This is a genomic window from Bacillus sp. Root131 (assembly GCF_001429475.1).
In the GTDB taxonomy this organism is placed as follows: Bacteria; Bacillota; Bacilli; order Bacillales; family Bacillaceae_G; genus Bacillus_A; species Bacillus_A thuringiensis_S.
Window position 1 is genome coordinate 182,412 of sequence record NZ_LMJQ01000043.1, and the last position, 23,352, is coordinate 205,763.

Here is a 23,352-nt window from a genome sequence, read left to right on the forward strand (position 1 = left end):
CTAGAAAATAACCGATATATTATATATCTATATAATATATCGGTTATTTTCCACAAAAAGTAAAGTTAAACATACATTGGAAAAGTACTTATTTTACTGACAATTCGTATGTTCCATTGCCATTATCATATTTATATACATACAAGTAATACTTACCTGGTTTTGCATTAAATTTTGCTTCTATATGATTCCCATTAGCTTGACCGTAAGCCGCATAATTTTGCATATCTGATTCATGGTGAAGTACCCATGTCATCCCAATTCCATACTCATTTAAAACAGAAATGTCGATATCTTTCGCTGATGCTACATTAAATGTATAAACATCAGTGTGGTCCCCGCCAATAAGATTACCTTTTATCGTACTATTTAGCCCGATACGATTTGCTTCCTCTGGACGATTATTTGGTTCTGATTCTGTTAAACTTCCATCTTTAATCGTAACAGTTGTTTCGCTTCTGCTCTCTTTTCCTTTATCATCTTTTACTCTTAACGATACTTTATAAGAACCTTCTCTTTCATATACATGTACTGGATTCACTTCTGCACTTGTGCTTCCATCTCCAAATTCCCATAAATAAGAAACAATTTTTCCATCTTCATCGTTTGAGCCATCACTTTTAAATTGAATTCCCTCTTTTACAACTCCATTATAAGGCCCGTTTACATTAACCGTCGGAGCTTTATTTTCTCCATCATCTTTTGCGATTCCATGGAAGACTACATCATATTCAAATTCATTTGAGCTATTCACACGATAATTGACGAAGTATGCTGTAACAGTTTTGTAGCCACTCCATTCTTTTTGCGCCAATTGTTCTAAAGATTCATTTACTCTTTTACTCATTGCTTTCCAATCTTCTGATTCACCTTTTGTGACACTACCTGTATACGTACCTTCTAATGTAAATGTATTAAAGAATTGAGAATTATGTTTTGTCATTTTTGTATCTTTCATAGGCAACGTATCACTAATTTCTTTCTTCACCGCTGTTAACGACTTCGTTGCATGTTCAGCTAAATAATCATCAGCTACTTCTGGTACAGTGTATGTATCTTGATTATTAATTAACTGCTGCATATACTCTTGATACTCTTTATTTAACTTAGGATCTTTACTTAGATTTTCACGATATGCATCATAATTTTTCACGTCATTCGCACGAATTAAATCTTGAATTTTATCAAATGTTTCAAACTGATGCGTATATAAGTAAGACTGCAATGCGAACGAGTAATTATAGAAATCCCAAGAACCGTATTTAGCAAATAGTGTGCGCTCTGCAGTATAACGGCTTGCAGGATCAGATGATAATCCGCTAATTATACTCTTTCTTGGTACAACGTTATTCGTACGAGTAGAGCCTGCGAAAAACTCTGCATTTCCTTCTTGGAACCAAGTTAACCTTTCATTTTGATACATATCTCCTCTTCCAAATAAACCAGGAACTTCATATCTCCCTTGCAGATAATGAGTAAATTCATGACGGAATAACTCTTCTAAACTATAAATACTTTGCTCTGGTGTACGCTCATATGTAAAGAATGTTCCTGTTTCTTCGATATAAATTCCACCGTTGTTTGTTTCATACCCATACAATTGTCTATTTAACTGATATTCATCTGGACTATTATAAATTACGATTGTTAACACATCATCCGCATTTCCTGGCTCTAATGCTTTGTCATTTCCAATTACACGGTGATACTGTGCCTTTACTTCCTTCGCAGCCCAATATAATCTCTTAATTTTTTCTTCTGATACTTTATCTCCTGTTTTGAACACAATTGATCCATCATCGAATGTATACGTTTTTGGTAAGTACTGCTCTTTTCCTTCTTTACGTATTTTCTCTAAATCTACTGTATTCCCGCTATAATCTTTACCATTATAATTTGTTGTAATTTGTTCTATCGCAACAAAATATGGTTCACTTAAGTGTGGGTACATATGCATTGCTTGTGTAACAACCTCTAATCCTTTATTCGGATTGCTATGAAATTTCCCTAAACGGCTTGCAAAATAAATACCATTATTAACGAGCCATTTATTTTCTGACGTTACTTCATTTAAAAGAGCAATACGATTTATTTCATTAATAAACCCATCTACTTTTCCATACCACATCGTTTCATTCGCTTCTTTACGGGCCTCAACTAAATACGACTGTATATCATAGTCAATCCCTTGCATAATATCGTATATTGCTTGTCCCTTCATTCGATCATTTACATAAGTAGTAAAATTATCATTGTATTGCTTTAAAATATTTGATGCGTATTGAACTGTTTCAACATCACTTGATGCATTACTAATTAATTTTCCGTATGCAGATACGACTGTATCTTGTTCATCTGTACCAAGCTTAAAGTTTGGATTTTTTGCGATTGCTTTTAAAGCAGGTAAACATTTATCCTGGAAGCTTCTTTCATTTAATTCACTTAATTCGTTATTATAAAATGCCAGATAAAAAGCGGAACGCAACACTTCAGTAAACGTTTGAATTCCTTTTGAATCATCTTTCGTAAATGTACTACCTCTATGAGCTAATTCATCTATAATGACTTGCATTTTTCCTTTATCTTTATAAAAGGCCTTTGTGTCTTCATTAAACTGGAATAAATCTGTAATTTGGTGCCACTTAATACTGCCTAATGTTTCAACTAATTCTTGATTATTCATTTTGTTTAAATCAGCCATTGAATAGCTTTCTTTAACTTGCTTTACTGCCGTTTTCTTCGTAATAGATGCTGGTCGCTGTGAAAAATCGCCTACTTTTAAACGTTCTTGAAATGATAAGGTTTCATCAACTTTTGAAACATGCCCAACTTCATCTACTGGCTTTTCAATTCCAACCGGTTTCGTTTTTAGCACATTATACGGTACTTTTTCTTCCGCTACTGCATGAGTTTGAAGTGCCCCTAACGATAAAGCCATTGTACTAATGCTAAGCATCACTTTATTGATCTTTGATTTCTTGTTCATATCCTTGCCCCCTATTTTAATATTCCATTCAAGAATTTAACATAAAATCTGGATGTAACAATATAAAATGCAATATTTCATATTATTTCTTCCTATAATTTGTACATATCGTGAACACCCTTTCCTTTATCTAACCTCCGCTGATTATGAACTTATAACAATCAAAATTCCCTTTTACAAATATTAAAAAGAGAATTTTTTGACATTTCACCCTTTAATTGTTATGGTTAATATAATTGTTAACTTTATTAAATAAAGGTGGGATTCTATGATAAAAAAAGAGAACAGTGTATTTTATATCTCCATCTTGCTTACAACCTTATTTATTATATGGGGTGTCATACCAGCAAGCTGGATACAAGGCCATGATTTACAAAGTATCACATCTTCTTTAAACTCATTTATCCTCAATAAATTTGGATGGTTTTACTCTCTACTTATGACCACAATGCTTGTTTTAGCTACTTATTTAGCCTTTTCAAAATACGGTTCTATTCGTCTTGGTAAAGATGGAGAAAGACCAAAATACAGCTATTCATCTTGGTTATCCATGTTGTTTGGAGCAGGAATGGGGATTGGACTCCTCTTCTATGGAATCGCTGAACCGATTTCACATTTTACAGATCCATTAACAGGAAAAGCAGGTACAGAGGAAAGCGCCAAACTCGCTATGCAATATTCATTTTTCCACTGGGGACTCTTTCCGTGGTCACTATACGCGATGGTTGCTTTAACAATTGCATATTTCACATTCCGCAAACAAAAAGGTAGCACAATTGGGGCTACAGTTACTCCATTATTTAATCGATCGAAAAATTCTCCTATCGGAAAAACAGTCGATATTTTGGCTGTTTTAGCCACAGTATTTGGCATTGTGCCATCTGTTGGGATTGGTGCTCAACAAATTGCCGGAGGATTAAGCTATTTATTCCCTTCTATTCATAACACTTTACTTACTCAGCTCGTACTTATAGCTATCTTCGCTGTTTTATATTTAACAAGTGCGCAAACTGGCTTAGATCGTGGGATTAAATATTTGAGTAACTTGAATTTCTCTCTCGCAGGTATTTTACTCGTCTCCTTTTTAATTTTAGGACCAACTGTATTTATTATGAAATATTTCACATCTACACTCGGTTCTTATATCGGCGCTTTACCTAGTATGGGATTAAATTTAGGAGCATTTAGTGAAAAATCTTCTTCTTGGATTGAAAACTGGACTATTTTCTATTGGGGATGGTGGATCTCTTGGTCTCCATTCGTCGGTACATTCATTGCTCGTATTTCTAAAGGGCGCACAATAAAAGAATTTATTATTGGAGTTGTATTAGTCCCAACTCTTATCTGTACATTTTGGTTTGCAGTATTTGGCGGTACCGCTATCCATATGGAAATGTTCCAATCGCTTGGGATAGCTGATGAAATCGCAAAAAATGGTACAGAGATTGGATTATTTGCTGTTATTTCGCACCTACCATTCTCTACATTTTTAACGGTTATCGGGTTAATTTTAGTAGCCACATTTTTCGTTACTTCTGCCGACTCGGCAACATTTGTTGTTTCAATGCAAACGAGTAACGGAAGCTTATCACCGAAAAATAGTTTAAAACTTATATGGGGATTAACAATCGCGATCATTGCAGCACTTTTATTACAAGCTGGAGGATTAAATGCACTACAAATTGCAGCTATAATCGCAGCACTACCATTTTCTATCGTAGTCGTTCTTATGGTTGCTTCGCTATTTAAAGAGCTGCGAAAGGAAGATGTTAATTCGCAAACGAAAGAAGTTCCGCAAAAAATAAAAAAGATTATGTAACAATTGGCACCTCAAATTACTTCTGAATCCGTGATGACTGAGAGAAAAAAGAAAATTAACAAACCCCATTCGTATGAAATATAATTTTCATACGAATGGGGTTTTACTCTATCTATTACACAAAAGACAAACATTAATTATATACAATAATAAGATTAAACGTTATTTATTTCTTAAATAACCTCTTTCTAAATACGAACATACTTAGTGCGGAAAGAACAAGTGTTATTCCAGAAAGTAAAGTCGATGTGCTAGCTTCACCGCCTGTTGATGGTAAAGATTTCTTTCCTTCCTCCGTCTTATTAACATGTTGTGTATTTAAAGTATCTGCTGTTCTGCCTTCGTTTTCAACAACCTGATTATTTCCTTTTGGCTCTTTTACTTCCTCTTTCGCTTCTTCAACTTCTTTTGTTGGTTCTTTCACTTCTTCTTTTGACTCTTCCACTTCCTTTGTTGGCTCTTTTACTTCCTCTTTCGCTTCTTCAACTTCTTTTGTTGGTTCTTTCACTTCTTCTTTTGACTCTTCCACTTCCTTTGTTGGTTCTTTCACTTCTTCTTTTGACTCTTCAACTTCTTTCGTTGGTTCTTTTACTTCTTCTTTTGACTCTTCAACTTCTTTTGTTGGTTCTTTCACTTCTTCTTTTGACTCTTCAACTTCTTTCGTTGGTTCTTTTACTTCTTCTTTTGACTCTTCCACTTCTTTTGTTGGTTCTTTCACTTCTTCTTTTGACTCTTCCACTTCCTTTGTTGGTTCTTTCACTTCTTCTTTTGACTCTTCAACTTCCTTTGTTGGTTCTTTCACTTCCTTTGTTGGTTCTTTCACTTCTTTTGTTGGTTCTTTCACTTCTTCTTTTGACTCTTCCACTTCCTTTGTTGGTTCTTTCACTTCTTCTTTTGGTATTAATTTTTCTACTATATTCTGCATTACAATGCCACTATATAATATGCCAGTCTCATAATGATCTGCATCTAAATCAAATTCATATATTTTTTCTCCTAAAGTACGCCAAATGATTCCCTCATCAGTAAGAGTTCCACCTTCACTCTTTAGTGTAATCTTTTCAATTGGCTCTCCCTCTAAATCATATACAGGTATTTTCACTTCTTTATTTATTTCTGCATCATCCAAAATGACCTTTTGCCTTCTAACATCAATTGTTACCCACTGACCTAATTGTATTAATGGCCTTACATCACGAATCTCATTTTCAGCTAATTTTAAACTAAGTAAGTCTAACATTGAGCCAAGAACCGTTACATCTGTAATACGATTCTCAGTAAGATTTAACCACTGTAAATTTTTCAATGAAGATAGCGGTGTTATATCTTCAATTTGATTATGAGATACATTCACATTATTCAATCGTTTCAAGTTTGAGATGAAATCAATATTTTTCAGGCCTACTCCTTCTAAAGTAAGGTTTTCTAAGTTCGTCATGTACTCTAAACCTGTTATATCTTTTATCTCATTTCCTTTTTCTTTAAGTATCTCTAATTTTTTAACCTGTAATAAATCTTCTTTTGTGATAGGAGCGTTTAAGTTCTCTCTACCTAAATTCTCTTTATTAATATGTTGTTGTAAAGTTTTATCGAGAATTACATTTGCACGTTCTTTTTGTTTTTCAACTATATTCTGTATAACCGTACCATTAAATCTTATTTTACTTTCAGTAGAATTAGTATCTAGTTTAAATTCATATATTTTTTCTCCAGGACTATTCCATTTTATAAATCCGTTATTCAGAGTAGCCCCCTCACTTTTTACATTAATATTTTGAAGTGGTTCTCCCTTAAGGTTGTATACTGGGATTTTTAATTCCTCATCTACGCTTGCTTCATTTAAAAAGATTTTTTGTCTTTGAATGTCAATTGAAATTCGCTTACCTAATTCCTCAACAGGCCTTACGTCAGAAATTTCATTTGCTCCAAGATTTATCTCATGTAAATTTGTTAAAGTGCTCAACGGCGATATATCAGAGATATAATTCTCTTCTAAATTCAGCACTTGTAAATTTCCTAATTGAGATAATGGTGATATATCTTTTATTTCACTATCAGCAATTTCTAGTTCAATAAGATTACTCATTTTACTAATAGATTCAACATTATTAATTTTATTGTTCCCTATCCATAATAGTTCCACATTATTTAATCGATCAATTCCATTAAGATCACTGATTTGATTATTTGCTAAGTATAATTGTTTCATAGTTGATAATGTAAATAATGGCTGGATATCTTTAATGTTATTACCGATTAAATCTAATGTTTTGATTTTTTTCATTTTACTTAATGGTGTAAGATCAGAAATTTTATTATCTCTTAAAAAAAGCATATTAATATTCTCTAATTGCCCAATTGGATGAATACTTTCAATTGAATTAGAAGTTAAATCAACGTACTTCAAACTTCTCAATTTCGAGATAGCTGATATATCTGTTACATTAGACTCTCGTAACGTCAACTTCTCTAAATTTGTCATATACTCTAAACCAGCTATTTCATTTATCCCTTTACCTGAATAAATGGATAATGTTTTAATTTGTAATAAATCTTTCTTTGTGATTGGCGCATCTACATTATCTCTATCTAAGTTATATTTATTAATATATTTTTGTAATTGCTTATCTAATATTACATTTCCGTTTTCATCTTGTTGCTCCTCTTTATTTTCCTTTTGTTTTTCTGAAACATTGTTTTCTAAATTTATAGCATTTACTTCAAACTGCACTTGATATTTATTATCATAGGCCATCGTTGGAATATAAATATGCATTTGCATATTGTATGTTTTTCCTAATTCTCCAACTTCAAATTGAATAACCTTCGTCCCATTTTTCTTTTTGTCTTCTGATAGGACCTTTACATCATGAAACACACCTGGCGTATGAATATCCTCTGTTTTCAAGTATTGGAAGAAATCACTATCACTTAACGTTGCTGTTACAATTTTCTTTCCATTCTCAATTGTTAATTTCGGATCCTTTATATAAACAGCTGCCATAGACTCTTCATTCGTTTTATCTTTATACGCTTTAATAACAGCATCATATGTACCATCTTCTAAACCTTGTCCCGTTTTATTCGCCTCAATTGCCACTGCCGCTAAAGCAGGTGTTGAATAAACAGCAAACGGAAGTGATAACGCCGCCGCTATAATCATTGCATTTATACGTTTTCTTTTATTTTGTTTCAACTTTACATCTCCTCCAAAATATATAATTCGAAATGTAATCATTTCTCGAATAAATGATATTGATTTTCATTATCATTGTCAACTAAAAAAATAAAAAGTTTACAAAAAAAGAACCTCTTTAAAAGAGGTTATGCCATTTTCTCACCTGATTCTTCTCTAAAAAAGCTTTTCATCGCATGAAATACGTCTGCTTTTTGCTTTAAAATATAGTATCTAAAGTTTTCATCTTTAATATTTTTATAGGCTGACATGAGTGTACTATGGCGATTATACTGATTCACTTCCCCATATCCAAACATATTACATTTCTTCATTAATTCTTCCACAAGCTTTACACACCTAGCGTTATCTGATGTTAAATTATCACCATCTGAAAAATGGAATGGATAAATATTATAGCGGTCTGGTGAATATTTATTATCAATCAGTTCTAATGCCTTTTTATATACGGAAGAACATATTGTTCCGCCACTTTCTCCTTTTGAGAAAAATTCTTCTTCTGTGACGACTTTCGCTTCTGTATGGTGAGCAATAAATTCAATATCAACTGTTTCATACTTTGTTCGTAAAAATCTTGTCATCCAGAAAAAGAAGCTACGTGCCATATACTTCTCCCACATTCCCATCGATCCACTCGTATCCATCATCGCTAACACAACAGCCTTTGAATCTGGCTTTAATACTTCATTCCAAGTGCGGAACTTTAAGTCTTCTTGATGAATTGGATGGAAAGATGCTTTACCACGCATCGCATTTCGTTTATATGCAGATATCATTGTTCGTTTCTTATCGATATTTCCCCATAATCCTGTTTTTCTAATGTCATTAAATTCAACATGTTCAATCCGATTTTCATCTATTTCTTTTCTCTTTAAATTAGGCAGCTCTAACTCTCTGAAAAACGCCTGCTCTAATTCTAAAATAGAGACTTCAGCTTCATAGTAATCTTCCCCAGCTGCATCTCCTGCTCCTTGCCCTTTTCCTGGCCCTTTTTGTTTTTGACCACCTGATCCATCTCTCGCAACGACATCACCAACTTTACTGTCACCGTTTCCTTGCCCAACATGTTTATTTTTATCATAATTGTATCTAATCTTATATTCATCTAGAGAACGAATTGGTATTTTTACAACATCTTTGCCATTAGACATAACTATACTTTCTTCTGTTACAAGATCGGGTAAATTATTCTTAATTGCCTCTTGTACTTTTTCTTGATGGCGTTGTTGGTCGTCATATCCTTTGCGATGGAGGGACCAGTTTTCCTGTGAAATCGTATAATTTGGTTGATTTTCTTCGCCCATTCCTTTCCCTCCTTACTGTAATTGTCTTCCTTTATGAACAGCAATCTATAAATTTTGTTCTGTACTGTGCAAGCTAGAATATTTGAAAGGTAACTGCCCACAGAAAATCATCCCATAAACATTTATAACGTTTTTCATACAATACCCGAGCATCCTAAACAAAATTTTGCCACTCACATAATAGAAAGAAATATTCAGCCACTGATAAGAAAGAAACACAATGCATTGTTGCACACATTTTTACTTTGCAACATATTGTATTGTGTTGGCTTTTTTCGTATGAATGGTTGGTTACTCTATCATATGCATATTGTAAAAATAATTGACAATAAATTCATGAAATTGCATCTTAATTTATTACATTTGGACAAGGTATGACACTTTATACACATATGAACGGATAATAAAACGCTGTCCCGCAAAATACAAGAGACAGCGTTTTGTTATCAAACTATCGGTTTAACAAGCTACCTACATAGCGTAATAATTCATTTGCTGAAGAAGAATTATAGCCATGCTCATCAATTAAACGCGCAACAACATCATTGATTTTCTTAAGCTGATTTTCGTCTGGCGTTTTCGTTGATGTTGTAATTTTCACTATATCTTTTAAATCAGCAAATAGTTTTTTCTGAATCGCTTCACGAAGACGTTCATGTGAATTATAATCAAAGCGTTTTCCTTTACGGGCATAAGCAGAAATGCGAATTAAAATCTCTTCACGGAACGCTTTCTTAGCATTTTCTGAAATCCCAATTTGCTCTTCAATTGAGCGCATTAATTTTTCATCTGGACTCATTTCTTCTCCTGTTAACGGATCACGTAATTTCGATTTATTGCAGTACGCCTCGACGTTATCTAAATAATTATCCATAAGTGTCTTAGCCGATTCTTCATATGAATAAACAAACGCCTTTTGTACTTCTTTCTTTGCGATTTCATCGTATTCTTTTCTCGCTAATGAGATGAAATTCATATAACGTTCACGGTCTTCATTACTAATCGATGGATGCTGATCCAGCCCATCTTTTAAAGATCTAAGTACATCTAACGCGTTAATAGATGGTACCTCTTTTCGAATGATTGTAGACGAAATTCGGTTAATGACATAACGAGGATCAATACCCTTCATACCTTCATCTTGATATTCTCGTTGTAGCTCCTCTACATCAATCGCATTATAACCTTCTACCGTTTCTCCATCATACAAACGCATCTTTTTAATTAAATCAATATCCGGACGCTTCGGATCTTTTAAACGAGTTAAAATAGTGAACATTGCTGCAACGCGAAGTGTGTGTGGTGCAATGTGAACATTCGACACATCACTTTCACGAATCATTTTTTCATAAATATGTTCTTCTTCACTTACTCGTAAATTATAAGGAACTGGCATTACAATAATTCTTGAGTGCAATGCCTCATTTTTCTTATTTGCTATAAATGAGCGATACTCTGTTTCATTCGTATGCGCTACAATTAATTCATCTGCTGAAATAAGCGCAAATCTTCCCGCTTTGAAATTCCCTTCTTGCGTAAGCGATAATAAGTGCCATAAAAACTTCTCATCACATTTTAACATCTCTTGGAACTCCATCATTCCTCGGTTCGCCTTATTTAATTCTCCATCAAATCGATACGCACGCGGGTCTGATTCTGAACCATATTCTGCAATCGTAGAAAAGTCCAGACTACCTGTTAAATCTGCAATATCCTGTGATTTTGGATCAGACGGGCTAAATGTACCAATCCCTGTACGGCGATCTTCAGAGAAGAAAATACGCTCTACAACTACATCCTCAATTCTTGATCCGTATTCTTGCTCTAAACGCATGACATTTAGTGGTGATAAATTTCCTTCAATTCTAACCCCATACTCATCAAAGAAATCATCTCGTAAATGATGTGGAATTAAATGCAGTGGATCCTCATGCATTGGGCATCCTTTAATTGCAAAAATTGCTCCACGATCTGTTCGTGAATATGTTTCTAATCCTCGTTTCAACATCGTAACTAACGTTGATTTCCCTCCACTAACAGGACCCATTAATAATAAAATTCTTTTTCTAACATCTAATCGTTTTGCGGATGGATGAAAATATTCCTCTACAAGACGTTCTAGAGCATCCTCTAATCCAAAGAGCTGATTACTAAAGAAGTTATACTTTCTTCTACCATCAACTTCTTCAATTCCAGCATCTTTTATCATATTGTAAATGCGAGAGTGTGCTGTTTGAGCCACCCATGGTCTTTCTTTCACAAGCTCCAAATACTCCGCAAACGTACCTTCCCATTGTAACCGTTCTTCTGCTGCTCGATGCTGTTCAATCTTTTTTAGAATATCCATTATAGCTCCTCCCCCATCTCCTTGTTCAATCGGATTATTATAAAAGGTATGCTAGGATGTCCTTAAACATTCTTTAAATCAAAACGAAATATATAATAGCACGCTAAAATTCTCTCCAAAATTCAAAGAAAATTCTGTATAATATAGGTATTAACGTTTTCACACTGCTATTCATTATAAATAAATTCTTTTCTTCTAAGAACCTTACATACATTTTGGGTAATAAATAGAACTCGTGAACCGAAAAAAGTAAGGAGGATATTAGTATGAAATTATTATTAATTTTAGGTGTATCACTCACATTTCTTACAGCTATTTTTACATCTGGTTACAATGACAAACCAGGTACACATAAAAAATGATGTGCTTTTAGCACATCATTTTTTTATACATTATTTATAATACATATTTTCCATATCATATTTGGATAATGGTCGACTATAATAATAACCTTGTACAAGCTTCACATTCTTTTCTTTCAAAAACTGTATTTGCTCCTTTTTTTCTACTCCCTCTGCAATTACATTCAGTTCTAAAGTATGAGCTAAATGAATAATTGCAGCTGTAATATTCGTATCACGTTCATCTATATGTATACCTTCCATAAAAGAACGATCAATTTTTAAAGTATCAATTGGATATGTTTTCAAGTAACTTAAAGATGAATAGCCTGTTCCAAAATCATCTAAATGAATCTTTAAATTTTGTTCTTTTAATTGTAGTAACACTCTCTTCGATATATCTTTATGTATAAGAGCTCCTTCTGTAACCTCTATCGCTAATAAATAAGCTGGTACATTGTACTTATTTAAAGCCCGTGTAATCATCTCTATTAATGTAATAGAGCGAAAGTGTCTAGCTGAAATATTAACTGCAATTGGGACCACTTCATATCCTTTATTTAACCATTCGCGCAGTTGCTGACACACTTGATTTACTACCCATTCATCGAGCTTAATAATAAATCCTGTTCTTTCTGCCAACGGAATAAATTGATTTGGAGAAACAAATCCTAATTCCTTATTCTCCCACCTTATTAAAGCTTCCATACTAGCTATTTTTTTCGTTTCAATATTAATTTGTGGCTGATAATATAAGAAAAACTCATTTTTTTCTATAGCACGATGTAACTGGTTTTCTATTATAAACCTTTGTTCACGCTCACAGTCTAATCCACTACAATAAAAATGATAATGTCCTTTTCCTTTTTCTTTTGCTTTTTCTAAAGCAGCATCGACCCTCTGAAATAGTATTTTTTCATCTTCTCCATCTGCTGGAGCCATTACAATTCCAATTGACGCACTTAAATATACATCTTCTTCCTCGATTACAAAATATTCACTAATATTTTTCAGTATGCCTTTTGCAATTTCCTCTACACATTCTTTCGTTATATTTTCTATTAACATAACAAATTGATCATCGTGTTCTCTAAATAAGTGCATACCTTCTATTTTTAGATTGCTTAAACATTCTGTAACTTTTTGTAATACTTTATCTCCCTCTTTATGACCAAATGTATCATTAATACGATGAAACTCATCTAAATCTATAAATACAAGCGCAAAATTTATACTCTCTTTTAAAAAAGTATTTAACTTATTTGTACATGAAATTCTATTCATTAATCCCGTTAACTGGTCATAGTAGGCTAAATATTCTGTTCGCATTTCGTTTAATACTTGCCTTGTAACATCTCTCGTAACAATATAAACTCCAACAATTTCACCGTTCACAATAATCGGGATAGTTCTCAAAGAAATATATAGCTCGTACCCTTCTTTATGAACATATTTCTTTGAAACAATTTGTTTTGCTCTTCCCTGCAGAGCTCCTTTAAATAGAATTTGAAAGTCTTTTTCATATTCTTTATTAATGAATTCAAAAATAAATTTATTATTTAACTCTTCATACCGGTATCCAAATATTTCATACGTTGCCGGGTTTGCATATGTAACTCTCCCTATAGAATCTATAGATATAATTGAGTCATTATTATATTCTAGTAACGACTTAAATAACATTTGTTTTTCCTCTATCTCTGTCTTCTCCTCAATTTGAGCTGTAATATCTCTTGTAATACAAATAACAAATTGACATATTCCTTCTTCATCGCAGACAGGATTAAGTGAAGATTCATAATGTATCTCACCTTTTTGTAATTTGACTACATCACAAAATGTGTGTGCTTTCGCTTCTCTCACTACTTTTTCATATTGCCTTTGCAATATCCCCGCTATATCTTTTGGTAATACTTCTGCAAAAGTTTTTCCATAGCACTCTTCGCTTAACCTAGCATAATCCATTCCTATTCTATTCACATACATATATTTAAACGTTTCATCATCAATAACTTTCAAAATAAATACTAAATCTTGAATAGCATGTAATAATCCTTGTCTAATTAAATCCATATCTATCATACTTAAAAAGGTATTTTGATTACTATATTCTTCCTTCATATTTATCTCAACCCGTCTTATCTATTTTTAATCATATATCCCATTCTATATGATTATGTCCTCTCTTTTAAATGTATGATTACATATTATTTTTATTTTATAAAAAAAAGTCGCCATATGGCGACTTTTAATAAACGATTTCTAAATCTAATCCAGGGTAATTTTGTTGACGGAACGCTTCATAAATTAAAATTGCTGCTGTATTAGATAAATTTAATGAACGTACTTTATCTGTCATTGGAATACGTAAACAATGATCAAAGTTTTCTTCGATTACATTAGCTGGTAAGCCGTTTGTTTCTCTTCCAAATACAAAATAGTAATCCTTCTCGCGCTTGCTATAGTCAAACGCTGTATGAGCTTTTTCGCCATACTTCGTTAAATAGAAGAATTCACCATCTTTATTTTTTTCATAAAATTCTTCAATTGAATCATAATACGTAATTTTCACGTGCTGCCAATAATCTAATCCGGCACGCTTTAACATTTTATCATCCGTTGAAAATCCAAGCGGTCTAATCAAATGTAATTCTGTTCCAGTTGCTGCACAAGTACGAGCAATATTCCCTGTATTTGCTGGAATTTCTGGCTGATATAAAACAACATGTACTCCCACGCGATATTCACCTCTGTTTTTTGTCTACTACGTATTATACCACTTGAGCGAAAAATCTCTACCCATTAATAATATGAAAGAATTTATATTTCATTTGTGGTGTATATTTACTAGAGTCTTCATAGTTCCAATAACGTCGACGGCTATTCGCTGAATGTGCATTTACAAGCGGCATACCATCTGCATCTTTTGCTACTACAATCGTCGTATGATTCCATCTTCCGTCATCCTCGAAATCATAAGCAATAACATCTCCAAGAATAAGTTCTTCTGGCCTCTCTACCGCCTCTGCTCGAAGTCCTGTTGTAGCACCTGACAAATACCAATAAAAAGAATGTGCAACAGCCCAGCTCCAACTCCACTGATTCTCCCTTTGCCACCATCCTTTACGAATATTAGGATATCCGTTCATAGGTACTTCTCCAGTATGAAGACATTGAGAAATAAAATTCGTACAATTATCAGGGAAATTACGATACATAGGATTTCGGTCATCCCACCAACGCTCTGCATATTTCACTGCCTCTAAACGATTATACTGATAAGAACCGTACTTCTCTTTCGTAATTTCCCTTTCTAATGTCTCACCCATTCTAATTTCTTCTGACACTTCAATATCATAATCGCCTATAATCCGACTATTATTTAAACAAACTCTTCGTTTTAATTGTTCCTCTTCAATATAAAATAATTCTTTATGCTTAATTAAATATTTAAAATGTATTTGATAATCAATTTCTTGATGGTCATTACTATTTAATTGTCTAATGAAAGAAACATCCGCAGTTGCTTTCACTATATGTGCACTACGCCTTTGAAACAATTGTTTCTTTCTCTGTGCCATTTGTAGTAAATCCTCAGCAATACCATCCACGTCTGTTCGTTTCTCTGTGATATATGCTAAAAACTGTTGTACTTGCTTTTCAATATTCATTTTTACAGCCATTTCGTTTCCCTCCCATATTACAATATGAAAAAGGGAAATATTATCTACTCTTTTTTCTGTGCTAACAATTCAAGCCCGCGCTTCATTTCATGAAGTACTTCTTCATCTTTCTCACGTTCCATCGCTTTCTCAATCGCTTCGCCTACTCCATCTCCCCCAATTTTCCCAAGTGCCCATGCTGCCGTTCCGCGCAATACCGGTCTTGGGTCATCTTTCATAACACCAATTAAATCAGGAATTGCCGATGCTTCTTTAAAATGTGCTAATGCTAAAATCGCATTTCTTTGCAGTGGCTTTTTCCCTCTCCATGACCCTGACATAATCCCATATTTCTCTTTAAAATCACGATTACTAATTGTTAAAAGTGGCGTTAATAATGGTTTAACTAGCTCAGGGTCCGGCTCCATCTCAGGATGATTATGAAAATCCATTCCTTTGTTTTTCGGGCAAACAGTCTGACACGTATCACATCCATATATACGATTTCCTATTTTATCGCGATATTCTTCAGGTAGGAATCCTTTCGTCTGTGTTAAAAACGCAATACACTTCTTCGAATCTAACTGTCCCCCCTGTATTAAAGCACCTGTAGGACAAATATCGATACATTTCGTACAGCCCCCGCATTGATCTTCTATCGGCTTATCTGGCGGGAATGGAACATTTGTAATCATTTCCCCTAAGTATACGTACGAACCGAATTCAGGTGTAATAATAGCACAGTTTTTCCCACTCCAGCCAATGCCTGCACGCTCTGATACAGCTCGATCACTTAATTCACCTGTATCAACCATGGACTTCACTTCTATATCCGGAAGTTTTTCAATTAAATATGCTTCTAATTTTTGCAAACGATCTCGTAAAACAAGATGATAATCTTGTCCCCAAGAAGCACGGCAAAAAATTCCACGGCGTTCTCCACGCTTACTTAATGGTGCATTTTTTAATTTTGAAGGATATGCTAAAGCAATCGCAATAATTGATTTAGCACCCGGTAATAAAAGTTGCGGATTCGTTCTCTTCTCTATATCAGGCTCTTCAAATCCAGATTGATAATTTAATTGTTGTTGCTGGATTAAGCGCTGCTTTAATTCCTCAAAAGGAGAAGCACTCGCAAAGCCTATTTTATCTATGCCAATTGTTTTACTATACGCAATTACATCTTGCTTTAATTGTTCAAAACCCACTCTTAATCGCCTCCTCAGATGAATCCATCATCCCTTATGTAACGACTTTATTGGTTAGTAATTCACTTTTGGAATACTATTATTTACTTCTATTTTCGCATGTAATTATATTTTTCAAACATTAAAAAACGCAATGCCTCGTTTATCTCGGAAACGAAACACTGCGTTGATCACAATTTATAGAAAAACATTTAATAAAATTTGGAGCGGGTGAAGAGAATCGAACTCTCGACCAGAGCTTGGAAGGCTCTTGTTTTACCACTAAACTACACCCGCAAATATGAATTACATATAAGATATTAGAATAACTTATGTAAAGTAGTATAGCATGTTAAAAAAATAGAGGCAAGAATTTTATCGAAAAAAGTCGAAAAAGTGATGAGAGACCTCATCACTTTTTCAATTCTTTATCAATGGCCTTCTTCATACTATCGAAATCAGGGTTTGCAAGATTTCCGTTTACATATACTGAAGGAGCACCTTGAACTTTTAATTTTTGAGCACGATCTGAATCTTTACGTACTTTTTCTGTAATTTCTTTACTGTGTAAATCTTTCTTAAATTGCTCTACATCAACTTTTGGAAGTTTCTCTTTCACAATGCTAAGAAGCAAATCTTCTGTAATCCATTCTTCCGTATCTTTCTTTTGATTTTGATAAATCTCATCATAGAAAATCCAGAATGAATCTTTATCTTGTTTATAAATTGCTTCACCAGCTGCTGCACCTAAATCCGAGTCTTTTCCGATAAATGGGAAGTTAATAAAATATAACTGCACTTTGCCTTTATCAATATACTCTTCTTTTAATCGAGGTAATACTGTTACATCCCAAGTACGACAAGCAGGACATTTGAAGTCTCCAAATTCAACTACCTTAACTGGAGCATCATCTTTCCCTAAAGATTGTTGCGTGGAATAAGCAAACATCTCATTCCCTTTATCTTTTTTGTCATTTATGATGCTATACGCAATTGTTCCAATTACAATCAATACTGCGATAGAAAAAACTATACCAAGAGCCATGAGTTTATTTGATTTCATATACATTCCTCTTTAAATTCATATTCTGTATACAGCATTGTACACAATACACATAATATCAACACTTATATACGTCACGCAATGAACACGCTCACATAAATTACAAAAACACAATAATTGTGACGATATTGTGTCACAATTTGTCACAATTTATTCAAAAAAAGAAGCTCCTCTGTAGGAACTTCTCTTAACTTACTGCTTTTTTACGCGCGCTATTTAACATCGACTGCTCTATTTTTATATCATGACGAATTACCAATTTCTCACTAACTGCTTGAACATACTCATCATGGCTTATATAGCCTTCTTTCTCCATTAGTCTCAAAACGACATTTCGTCTCTCTACTGCTTTATCATAATTTTGGGCAGGTGAGTAATAAGCAGGTGCTTTTACTACAGCAGCCATCATTGCACTTTCAGCCAACGTTAATTGGTTCACCTTTTTACCGAAGTAAAGGTTTGCTGCTTTTTCAATTCCCCATGCTCCTTCTCCATAATAAATGTTACTTACATATAATTTTAAAATTTCATCCTTCGTAAATGTACGTTCAATTTTTTTCGTATAAAAAATCTCTTTCCACTTACGAGAAAATGTACGTTCATTCGTTAAAAAAGCATTTTTAGATAGCTGCTGTGTAATCGTGCTTCCTCCTTGTACGACACCACCAGCCTTTATATTCTCAACAGAGGCCCTAATAATTGCTATATAATCTAAACCGTTATGATGATAAAATCTTTTATCTTCTGTCGCAATAAATGCATGTGTTAATGATTCTGGTACCTCTAACTTAGACGGCACATGTAATTTACTAATATCACTTTGCTCAATCATTACATTTCCAATGAATAATAACGTACAACTTAACAATAATAATAATATAATGGCTTTATAAAAAAGTTTAGTCATTGGATTTAATGCAACTTTTTGATGATAGTTCACCCTAGATAATACTCGTTCTTTCATCTTGAACACCTCTTTTCCACACAGCATATAACTCTTACTTTAAGAATACATTGTTGTAAAAAAATATCCCATCGATTTCTCTTACACGTACCTTACATCATTGTAAGGTATAAAGTGAAACTTTAATAAGCCCTCATCAATCAGGCTTACTGCCCAGCAAATAGTCGGATAAAAAAGTATTGTATCACAGTCTTTTTTTATCTACTATTCATCTGAAATATTGAATATAGGTATGTTAAAGTACGAATAACCAATAAGAGAGTAACCCTTAAGACTATTATATTTTCACTTTACACTTTAATTATATCATCTACAAATATATGTACTTTTAACTATCTAGTAATCTAAATGTATATAACATATAAAGTGAAACTTTAATCAGTGGAGGTTTTGTTCATCCCCACTGATTATTAGCCCTCACCAATTGAGCTGCCCGGCAAATAGCGGGATAAATCCATTATACAGAACAAACGTTCTACAAATCAATACTAGCGCTATTATTATTTTGACCTTTTTCTTAAACAGTATACAAAAAAAAGAGTAGTGATTTGAATGTATCTCAAATCAGTCACTCTTTTCTTTACAATCTTCCTATTAAACTATACGGCTGTACTTCCCACGTTTCGTACGGAATATAATGTGTTGCTCTCATCGCATCAAGCGTTCTGGATTTCATATGAGGACGCGTTATATACTCATCTATATTCTCTTCATTTAAAGCAACAAATTTAGCCTCTTGTATTTCTTCAGGTTGAATTTTTATTTCACCGCTCACATATGCCACTTTAAAAACAACAGCTAAAATATGCATAGAAGCATTATAGTAAACACCTGTAACTCCAACCGGCTTCACAGTTAAACCGGTTTCCTCAAACATTTCCCTACAAACTGCTTGATCGAGCGCTTCTCCTTCTTCCACCTGTCCTCCTGGCAACTCCCACGTATCCGATCGCCAATGTACTTTAGCTAATAACACTTCATCTTTTTCATTTGTTAAATAACCTGCTACAGCAACGATATGCTTTGGTGTTTTATGTTCCATATTAAACCTCCTAGAAATAATGATTATTTCATATATCCCTATAAGCATATTCCCTGTCTACAACAAAATACCTTTACTAATTCATCAACTTAATTAACTTCATAAAAAAAGCCTCTATCCGTTAAACGGACAGGGCTTCTATCGTATTATTCTCCTAAGTCTACGTTGTGGTAAACTTGTTGCACATCTTCTAAATCTTCTAATGCATCAACCATTTTCTCAAATTGTACTTGAGCATCTTCGGGAAGTGTAACATCACTTTGTGCAAGCATTGTTAATTCTGCAACTGTAAATTCTTCAACACCAGCACCTTTAAGTGCAGATTGTACTGAATGGAATTGATCAGGTTCAGCATACACGATAACAGAATCTTCTTCTTCTAGAATGTCACGTGCATCAACATCTGCTTCCATTAAAATTTCAAGAACTTCATCTGATGTTTTACCTTCAAGGCCGATAACAGCTGTCGCATCAAACATGTAAGCTACAGAACCGTTTACACCCATGTTACCACTGTTTTTGCTAAATGCAGCTCGTACATCTGCTGCAGTACGGTTTACGTTATTTGTAAGTGTATCTACAATAACCATAGCTCCATTTGGTCCAAATCCTTCATAACGAAGCTCGTCATAATTTTCCTCTGAACCGCCTTTTGCCTTTTCAACTGCACGATCAATAATTGTTCTTGGTACATTGTATGTTTTCGCACGTTCTAATACGACTCTAAGCGCTTGGTTTGATTCTGGATCTGGCTCTCCTTGTTTTGCCGCCACATAAATTTCACGTCCAAATTTCGCGTATATACGGCTTGTATTTGCATCTTTCGATGCTTTTTTGTCTTTAATATTGTTCCATTTACGGCCCATACTTTCCACTCTCTTTCTCGTTTTAAATCTACATAAAAATATTAATATGAAATATAATGTGTGTTCAACACATTTTTAAAAGAAATATAAAAAGTTCATTTTTGATTCATATTACAGACATAATATAAATCACTATCATTTTGTTCTTTCGACAAGTTATATTATACATGAATTCCTAAGTTTATTACGAATTTTAGCATCACATAATATAATTTAACAAAAAAGACTCTAACATTTCTGTTAGAGTCTTTTTATATTGCCGATACCGATTTCCATAATATTCCCATAATTACTTTCTATTGCTGTACAATAAAAATAGGGAAAAATTTGAAGAAAAGGTGGAGGGAGAATTATGACACATTCAAATGAGAAAAAATCACATGCTTTTAAAGGAATAGGAGAGAAGTTAAACCCAACTATCTATCAAGTAAGATTCATGAAATTAGATGAACCAATCCAATTTGAGGCGTTTCCTGAATTGAAGGAATTAGGGGACTGGTTGAGTACTTCAACGCACATGTGGTCGTGCCACTCAACTATGTACAAATACAACAGAGAAAAGTTTGAAAAGAAGTTTTTAGAAATTACGAAATTAACAGCTGATCATGTACTAATATCTACTGGTGGTGTCGGATTTAACTTCATGTCACCGGGGTGGAGAAATTCTCTCTAGAGTGCTCGAAGGGAATATTATAGAATACCGCAATTAAAAGGATAAAATTGAATGTTTGTTTTTATCCTTTTAATGTTTCGCAGTTTACTCACCGTACACTTTTTGTGCTTATTTTGTCATGTAATGAAAAGAAAACAAAAAAAACTCTATACTAATTGTATAGAGTTTTTTTACGACGTTCATGATACCGATGGTCGGGGTCGAACCGACACTCCCGAAGGAACACGATTTTGAGTCGTGCGCGTCTGCCAATTCCGCCACATCGGCACAAAAGAAAAGGCGGCAACCGGATTTGAACCGGTGATAAAGGTTTTGCAGACCTCTGCCTTACCACTTGGCTATGCCGCCATATTAAATTTCATTGGAGCGGAAGACGGGATTCGAACCCGCGACCCCAACCTTGGCAAGGTTGTATTCTACCACTGAACTACTTCCGCAAAAATGGCTGGGCTAGCTGGATTCGAACCAGCGCATGACGGAGTCAAAGTCCGTTGCCTTACCGCTTGGCTATAGCCCATCGAATTCTTACTTAATTATATGTAAGTATCAATTAAATTATTTGTAATTTTAAAAATAAAAATGGGGCGACTGATGGGAATCGAACCCACGAATGCCGGAGCCACAATCCGGTGCGTTAACCACTTCGCCACAACCGCCATGTTGTGTAAATATATTTGGCAGGGGCAGTAGGAATCGAACCCACACTGGAGGTTTTGGAGACCTCAGTTCTACCTTTAAACTATGCCCCTATGTAAATGGTGGAGGGGGGCAGATTCGAACTGCCGAACCCGAAGGAGCGGATTTACAGTCCGCCGCGTTTAGCCACTTCGCTACCCCTCCGACATTTAAACATATATGGTGGAGGATGACGGGATCGAACCGCCGACCCCCTGCTTGTAAGGCAGGTGCTCTCCCAGCTGAGCTAATCCTCCAAAAGTGGTGACCCGTACGGGATTCGAACCCGTGTTACCGCCGTGAAAGGGCGGTGTCTTAACCACTTGACCAACGGGCCAAAAATTTAAAAACTTTTCCAAGCTTCCAACCGGGCTTGAACCGGTGACCTCTTCCTTACCATGGAAGTACTCTACCAGCTGAGCTATGGAAGCATAATGGCTCCGCAGGTAGGAATCGAACCTACGACCGATCGGTTAACAGCCGATAGCTCTACCGCTGAGCTACTGCGGAACAATACAAGCCTGGCAACGTCCTACTCTCACAGGGACAAGGTCCCAACTACCATCGGCGCTAGAGAGCTTAACTTCCGTGTTCGGTATGGGAACGGGTGTGACCTCTCTGCCATCATTCAGGCAGGCATGTTAACCACTACACCACGGGACCATTTGGTTGCGGGGACAGGATTTGAACCTGCGACCTTCGGGTTATGAGCCCGACGAGCTACCGTGCTGCTCCACCCCGCGATAATACTATTTATATAAAATTCATATGGTGGAGGATGACGGGATCGAACCGCCGACCCCCTGCTTGTAAGGCAGGTGCTCTCCCAGCTGAGCTAATCCTCCAAAGTGGTGACCCGTACGGGATTCGAACCCGTGTTACCGCCGTGAAAGGGCGGTGTCTTAACCACTTGACCAACGGGCCAAATATTATAAATCCTATGGCGGAGAGCAAGGGATTCGAACCCTTGATACGCTTGTGACGTATACACGATTTCCAATCGTGCTCCTTCGGCCAACTCGGACAGCTCTCCAATGGCTCCGCAGGTAGGAATCGAACCTACGACCGATCGGTTAACAGCCGATAGCTCTACCGCTGAGCTACTGCGGAATAATATTGCCTGGCAACGTCCTACTCTCACAGGGACAAGGTCCCAACTACCATCGGCGCTAGAGAGCTTAACTTCCGTGTTCGGTATGGGAACGGGTGTGACCTCTCTGCCATCAT

14 protein-coding genes, 17 tRNA genes and 2 rRNA genes are annotated in these 23,352 nt (G+C 34.9%); 2 read left to right on the plus strand and 31 right to left on the minus strand.

The genetic code is table 11. The features are described from left to right. Window positions 1-88: 88 nt before the first annotated feature. Entirely contained in the window at window positions 89-2,986 is a 2,898-nt protein-coding gene (colA, locus tag ASE54_RS31460) for a collagenase ColA (protein ID WP_001036433.1), read from the minus strand. Between the two features lie 268 nt (window positions 2,987-3,254). Here colA and opuD point away from each other — a divergent pair, with 268 nt between their 5' ends. Beyond that, on the plus strand, window positions 3,255-4,805 hold the full coding sequence (gene opuD / locus ASE54_RS31465; RefSeq protein ID WP_000591601.1) for a glycine betaine transporter OpuD: 1,551 nt from the start codon (window positions 3,255-3,257) through the stop codon (window positions 4,803-4,805). Window positions 4,806-4,971: 166 nt separating this feature from the next. Here opuD and ASE54_RS31470 read toward each other — a convergent pair whose 3' ends face one another. The 12 genes from ASE54_RS31470 to ASE54_RS31525 all read right to left on the minus strand — a co-directional run bounded on the left by ASE54_RS31470 (window position 4,972) and on the right by ASE54_RS31525 (window position 20,777). Next, on the minus strand, window positions 4,972-8,001 hold the full coding sequence (locus tag ASE54_RS31470; RefSeq protein ID WP_014895177.1) for a leucine-rich repeat domain-containing protein: 3,030 nt from the start codon (window positions 7,999-8,001) through the stop codon (window positions 4,972-4,974). Window positions 8,002-8,129: 128 nt separating this feature from the next. After that, on the minus strand, window positions 8,130-9,305 hold the full coding sequence (yhbH, locus tag ASE54_RS31475) for a sporulation protein YhbH (RefSeq protein WP_000503516.1): 1,176 nt from the start codon (window positions 9,303-9,305) through the stop codon (window positions 8,130-8,132). Between the two features lie 451 nt (window positions 9,306-9,756). After that, a complete protein-coding gene (locus ASE54_RS31480; protein ID WP_000353273.1) occupies window positions 9,757-11,652 on the minus strand; it encodes a PrkA family serine protein kinase in 1,896 nt (631 codons plus the stop codon). Between the two features lie 392 nt (window positions 11,653-12,044). After that, window positions 12,045-14,114 carry a GGDEF domain-containing phosphodiesterase gene (locus tag ASE54_RS31485; protein WP_000657163.1) on the minus strand — a complete coding sequence of 690 codons (2,070 nt, stop codon included), beginning with the start codon at window positions 14,112-14,114 and terminating at the stop codon, window positions 12,045-12,047. 127 nt (window positions 14,115-14,241) lie between these two features. Beyond that, a complete protein-coding gene (gene trmL / locus ASE54_RS31490) occupies window positions 14,242-14,730 on the minus strand; it encodes a tRNA (uridine(34)/cytosine(34)/5-carboxymethylaminomethyluridine(34)-2'-O)-methyltransferase TrmL (RefSeq protein WP_000538147.1) in 489 nt (162 codons plus the stop codon). 58 nt (window positions 14,731-14,788) lie between these two features. Continuing rightward, window positions 14,789-15,676: an amidase domain-containing protein gene (locus tag ASE54_RS31495; protein WP_000279323.1), complete on the minus strand. Its 888-nt coding sequence runs from the start codon at window positions 15,674-15,676 to the stop codon at window positions 14,789-14,791. A 44-nt stretch (window positions 15,677-15,720) separates the two neighbouring features. Beyond that, window positions 15,721-16,863: a tRNA epoxyqueuosine(34) reductase QueG gene (gene queG / locus ASE54_RS31500; RefSeq protein WP_000505333.1), complete on the minus strand. Its 1,143-nt coding sequence runs from the start codon at window positions 16,861-16,863 to the stop codon at window positions 15,721-15,723. Between the two features lie 202 nt (window positions 16,864-17,065). Continuing rightward, window positions 17,066-17,139: transfer RNA gene (locus ASE54_RS31505), tRNA-Gly, on the minus strand. Window positions 17,140-17,254: 115 nt separating this feature from the next. After that, window positions 17,255-17,905, minus strand: a complete 651-nt coding sequence (locus tag ASE54_RS31510; RefSeq protein ID WP_000841308.1) for a thioredoxin domain-containing protein — start codon at window positions 17,903-17,905, stop codon at window positions 17,255-17,257. Window positions 17,906-18,092: 187 nt separating this feature from the next. Further along, window positions 18,093-18,869, minus strand: coding sequence for a transglycosylase domain-containing protein (locus ASE54_RS31515; RefSeq protein ID WP_000664719.1), 777 nt, complete (start codon window positions 18,867-18,869; stop codon window positions 18,093-18,095). Between the two features lie 580 nt (window positions 18,870-19,449). Further along, the gene (locus ASE54_RS31520) at window positions 19,450-19,911 is read right to left on the minus strand and encodes an NUDIX hydrolase (protein ID WP_000400451.1); all 462 of its coding nucleotides are present in this window, start codon (window positions 19,909-19,911) and stop codon (window positions 19,450-19,452) included. Window positions 19,912-20,057: 146 nt separating this feature from the next. Continuing rightward, the gene (locus tag ASE54_RS31525) at window positions 20,058-20,777 is read right to left on the minus strand and encodes a YebC/PmpR family DNA-binding transcriptional regulator (RefSeq protein WP_000532954.1); all 720 of its coding nucleotides are present in this window, start codon (window positions 20,775-20,777) and stop codon (window positions 20,058-20,060) included. A 352-nt stretch (window positions 20,778-21,129) separates the two neighbouring features. Here ASE54_RS31525 and ASE54_RS31530 point away from each other — a divergent pair, with 352 nt between their 5' ends. Continuing rightward, the gene (locus tag ASE54_RS31530) at window positions 21,130-21,450 is read left to right on the plus strand and encodes a DUF3884 family protein (protein ID WP_000149824.1); all 321 of its coding nucleotides are present in this window, start codon (window positions 21,130-21,132) and stop codon (window positions 21,448-21,450) included. A gap of 185 nt (window positions 21,451-21,635) precedes the next feature. Here the strand turns inward: ASE54_RS31530 and ASE54_RS31535 are convergent. From ASE54_RS31535 to rrf (ASE54_RS31620), 18 genes are all read right to left on the minus strand, one after another. Next, window positions 21,636-21,717: transfer RNA gene (locus tag ASE54_RS31535), tRNA-Leu, on the minus strand. A gap of 10 nt (window positions 21,718-21,727) precedes the next feature. Beyond that, a tRNA-Cys gene (locus ASE54_RS31540) sits at window positions 21,728-21,798 on the minus strand. Window positions 21,799-21,812: 14 nt separating this feature from the next. Next, window positions 21,813-21,887: transfer RNA gene (locus ASE54_RS31545), tRNA-Gly, on the minus strand. 5 nt (window positions 21,888-21,892) lie between these two features. Continuing rightward, window positions 21,893-21,967 (minus strand) — tRNA-Gln (locus ASE54_RS31550). A 63-nt stretch (window positions 21,968-22,030) separates the two neighbouring features. Next, window positions 22,031-22,106, minus strand: a tRNA-His gene (locus tag ASE54_RS31555). A gap of 19 nt (window positions 22,107-22,125) precedes the next feature. Beyond that, window positions 22,126-22,199, minus strand: a tRNA-Trp gene (locus ASE54_RS31560). A gap of 7 nt (window positions 22,200-22,206) precedes the next feature. Then, window positions 22,207-22,290, minus strand: a tRNA-Tyr gene (locus ASE54_RS31565). Window positions 22,291-22,306: 16 nt separating this feature from the next. Next, window positions 22,307-22,382 (minus strand) — tRNA-Val (locus ASE54_RS31570). Between the two features lie 5 nt (window positions 22,383-22,387). Further along, window positions 22,388-22,462, minus strand: a tRNA-Glu gene (locus tag ASE54_RS31575). Between the two features lie 21 nt (window positions 22,463-22,483). Further along, window positions 22,484-22,556, minus strand: a tRNA-Thr gene (locus tag ASE54_RS31580). A 4-nt stretch (window positions 22,557-22,560) separates the two neighbouring features. Beyond that, window positions 22,561-22,635: transfer RNA gene (locus ASE54_RS31585), tRNA-Asn, on the minus strand. A 9-nt stretch (window positions 22,636-22,644) separates the two neighbouring features. Continuing rightward, a 5S ribosomal RNA gene (rrf, locus tag ASE54_RS31590) occupies window positions 22,645-22,762 on the minus strand. Window positions 22,763-22,791: 29 nt separating this feature from the next. After that, window positions 22,792-22,868: transfer RNA gene (locus tag ASE54_RS31595), tRNA-Met, on the minus strand. 26 nt (window positions 22,869-22,894) lie between these two features. Continuing rightward, a tRNA-Val gene (locus tag ASE54_RS31600) sits at window positions 22,895-22,970 on the minus strand. Window positions 22,971-22,974: 4 nt separating this feature from the next. Further along, a tRNA-Glu gene (locus ASE54_RS31605) sits at window positions 22,975-23,049 on the minus strand. A gap of 17 nt (window positions 23,050-23,066) precedes the next feature. Next, window positions 23,067-23,158 (minus strand) — tRNA-Ser (locus ASE54_RS31610). 2 nt (window positions 23,159-23,160) lie between these two features. Further along, window positions 23,161-23,235: transfer RNA gene (locus ASE54_RS31615), tRNA-Asn, on the minus strand. An 8-nt stretch (window positions 23,236-23,243) separates the two neighbouring features. Continuing rightward, a 5S ribosomal RNA gene (rrf, locus tag ASE54_RS31620) occupies window positions 23,244-23,352 on the minus strand; the annotation flags it as partial.

What these genes read in the sequence shown, in the direction of transcription:
- colA (WP_001036433.1), bottom strand. Translation starts at nt 2,986, where the DNA reads ATGAACAAGAAATCAAAGATCAATAAAGTGATGCTTAGCATTAGTACA.
- opuD (WP_000591601.1), top strand. Translation starts at nt 3,255, where the DNA reads ATGATAAAAAAAGAGAACAGTGTATTTTATATCTCCATCTTGCTTACA.
- yhbH (WP_000503516.1), bottom strand. Translation starts at nt 9,305, where the DNA reads ATGGGCGAAGAAAATCAACCAAATTATACGATTTCACAGGAAAACTGG.
- ASE54_RS31480 (WP_000353273.1), bottom strand. Translation starts at nt 11,652, where the DNA reads ATGGATATTCTAAAAAAGATTGAACAGCATCGAGCAGCAGAAGAACGG.
- ASE54_RS31485 (WP_000657163.1), bottom strand. Translation starts at nt 14,114, where the DNA reads ATGAAGGAAGAATATAGTAATCAAAATACCTTTTTAAGTATGATAGAT.
- ASE54_RS31495 (WP_000279323.1), bottom strand. Translation starts at nt 15,676, where the DNA reads ATGGCTGTAAAAATGAATATTGAAAAGCAAGTACAACAGTTTTTAGCA.
- ASE54_RS31510 (WP_000841308.1), bottom strand. Translation starts at nt 17,905, where the DNA reads ATGAAATCAAATAAACTCATGGCTCTTGGTATAGTTTTTTCTATCGCA.
- ASE54_RS31515 (WP_000664719.1), bottom strand. Translation starts at nt 18,869, where the DNA reads ATGAAAGAACGAGTATTATCTAGGGTGAACTATCATCAAAAAGTTGCA.
- ASE54_RS31520 (WP_000400451.1), bottom strand. Translation starts at nt 19,911, where the DNA reads ATGGAACATAAAACACCAAAGCATATCGTTGCTGTAGCAGGTTATTTA.
- ASE54_RS31525 (WP_000532954.1), bottom strand. Translation starts at nt 20,777, where the DNA reads ATGGGCCGTAAATGGAACAATATTAAAGACAAAAAAGCATCGAAAGAT.
- ASE54_RS31530 (WP_000149824.1), top strand. Translation starts at nt 21,130, where the DNA reads ATGACACATTCAAATGAGAAAAAATCACATGCTTTTAAAGGAATAGGA.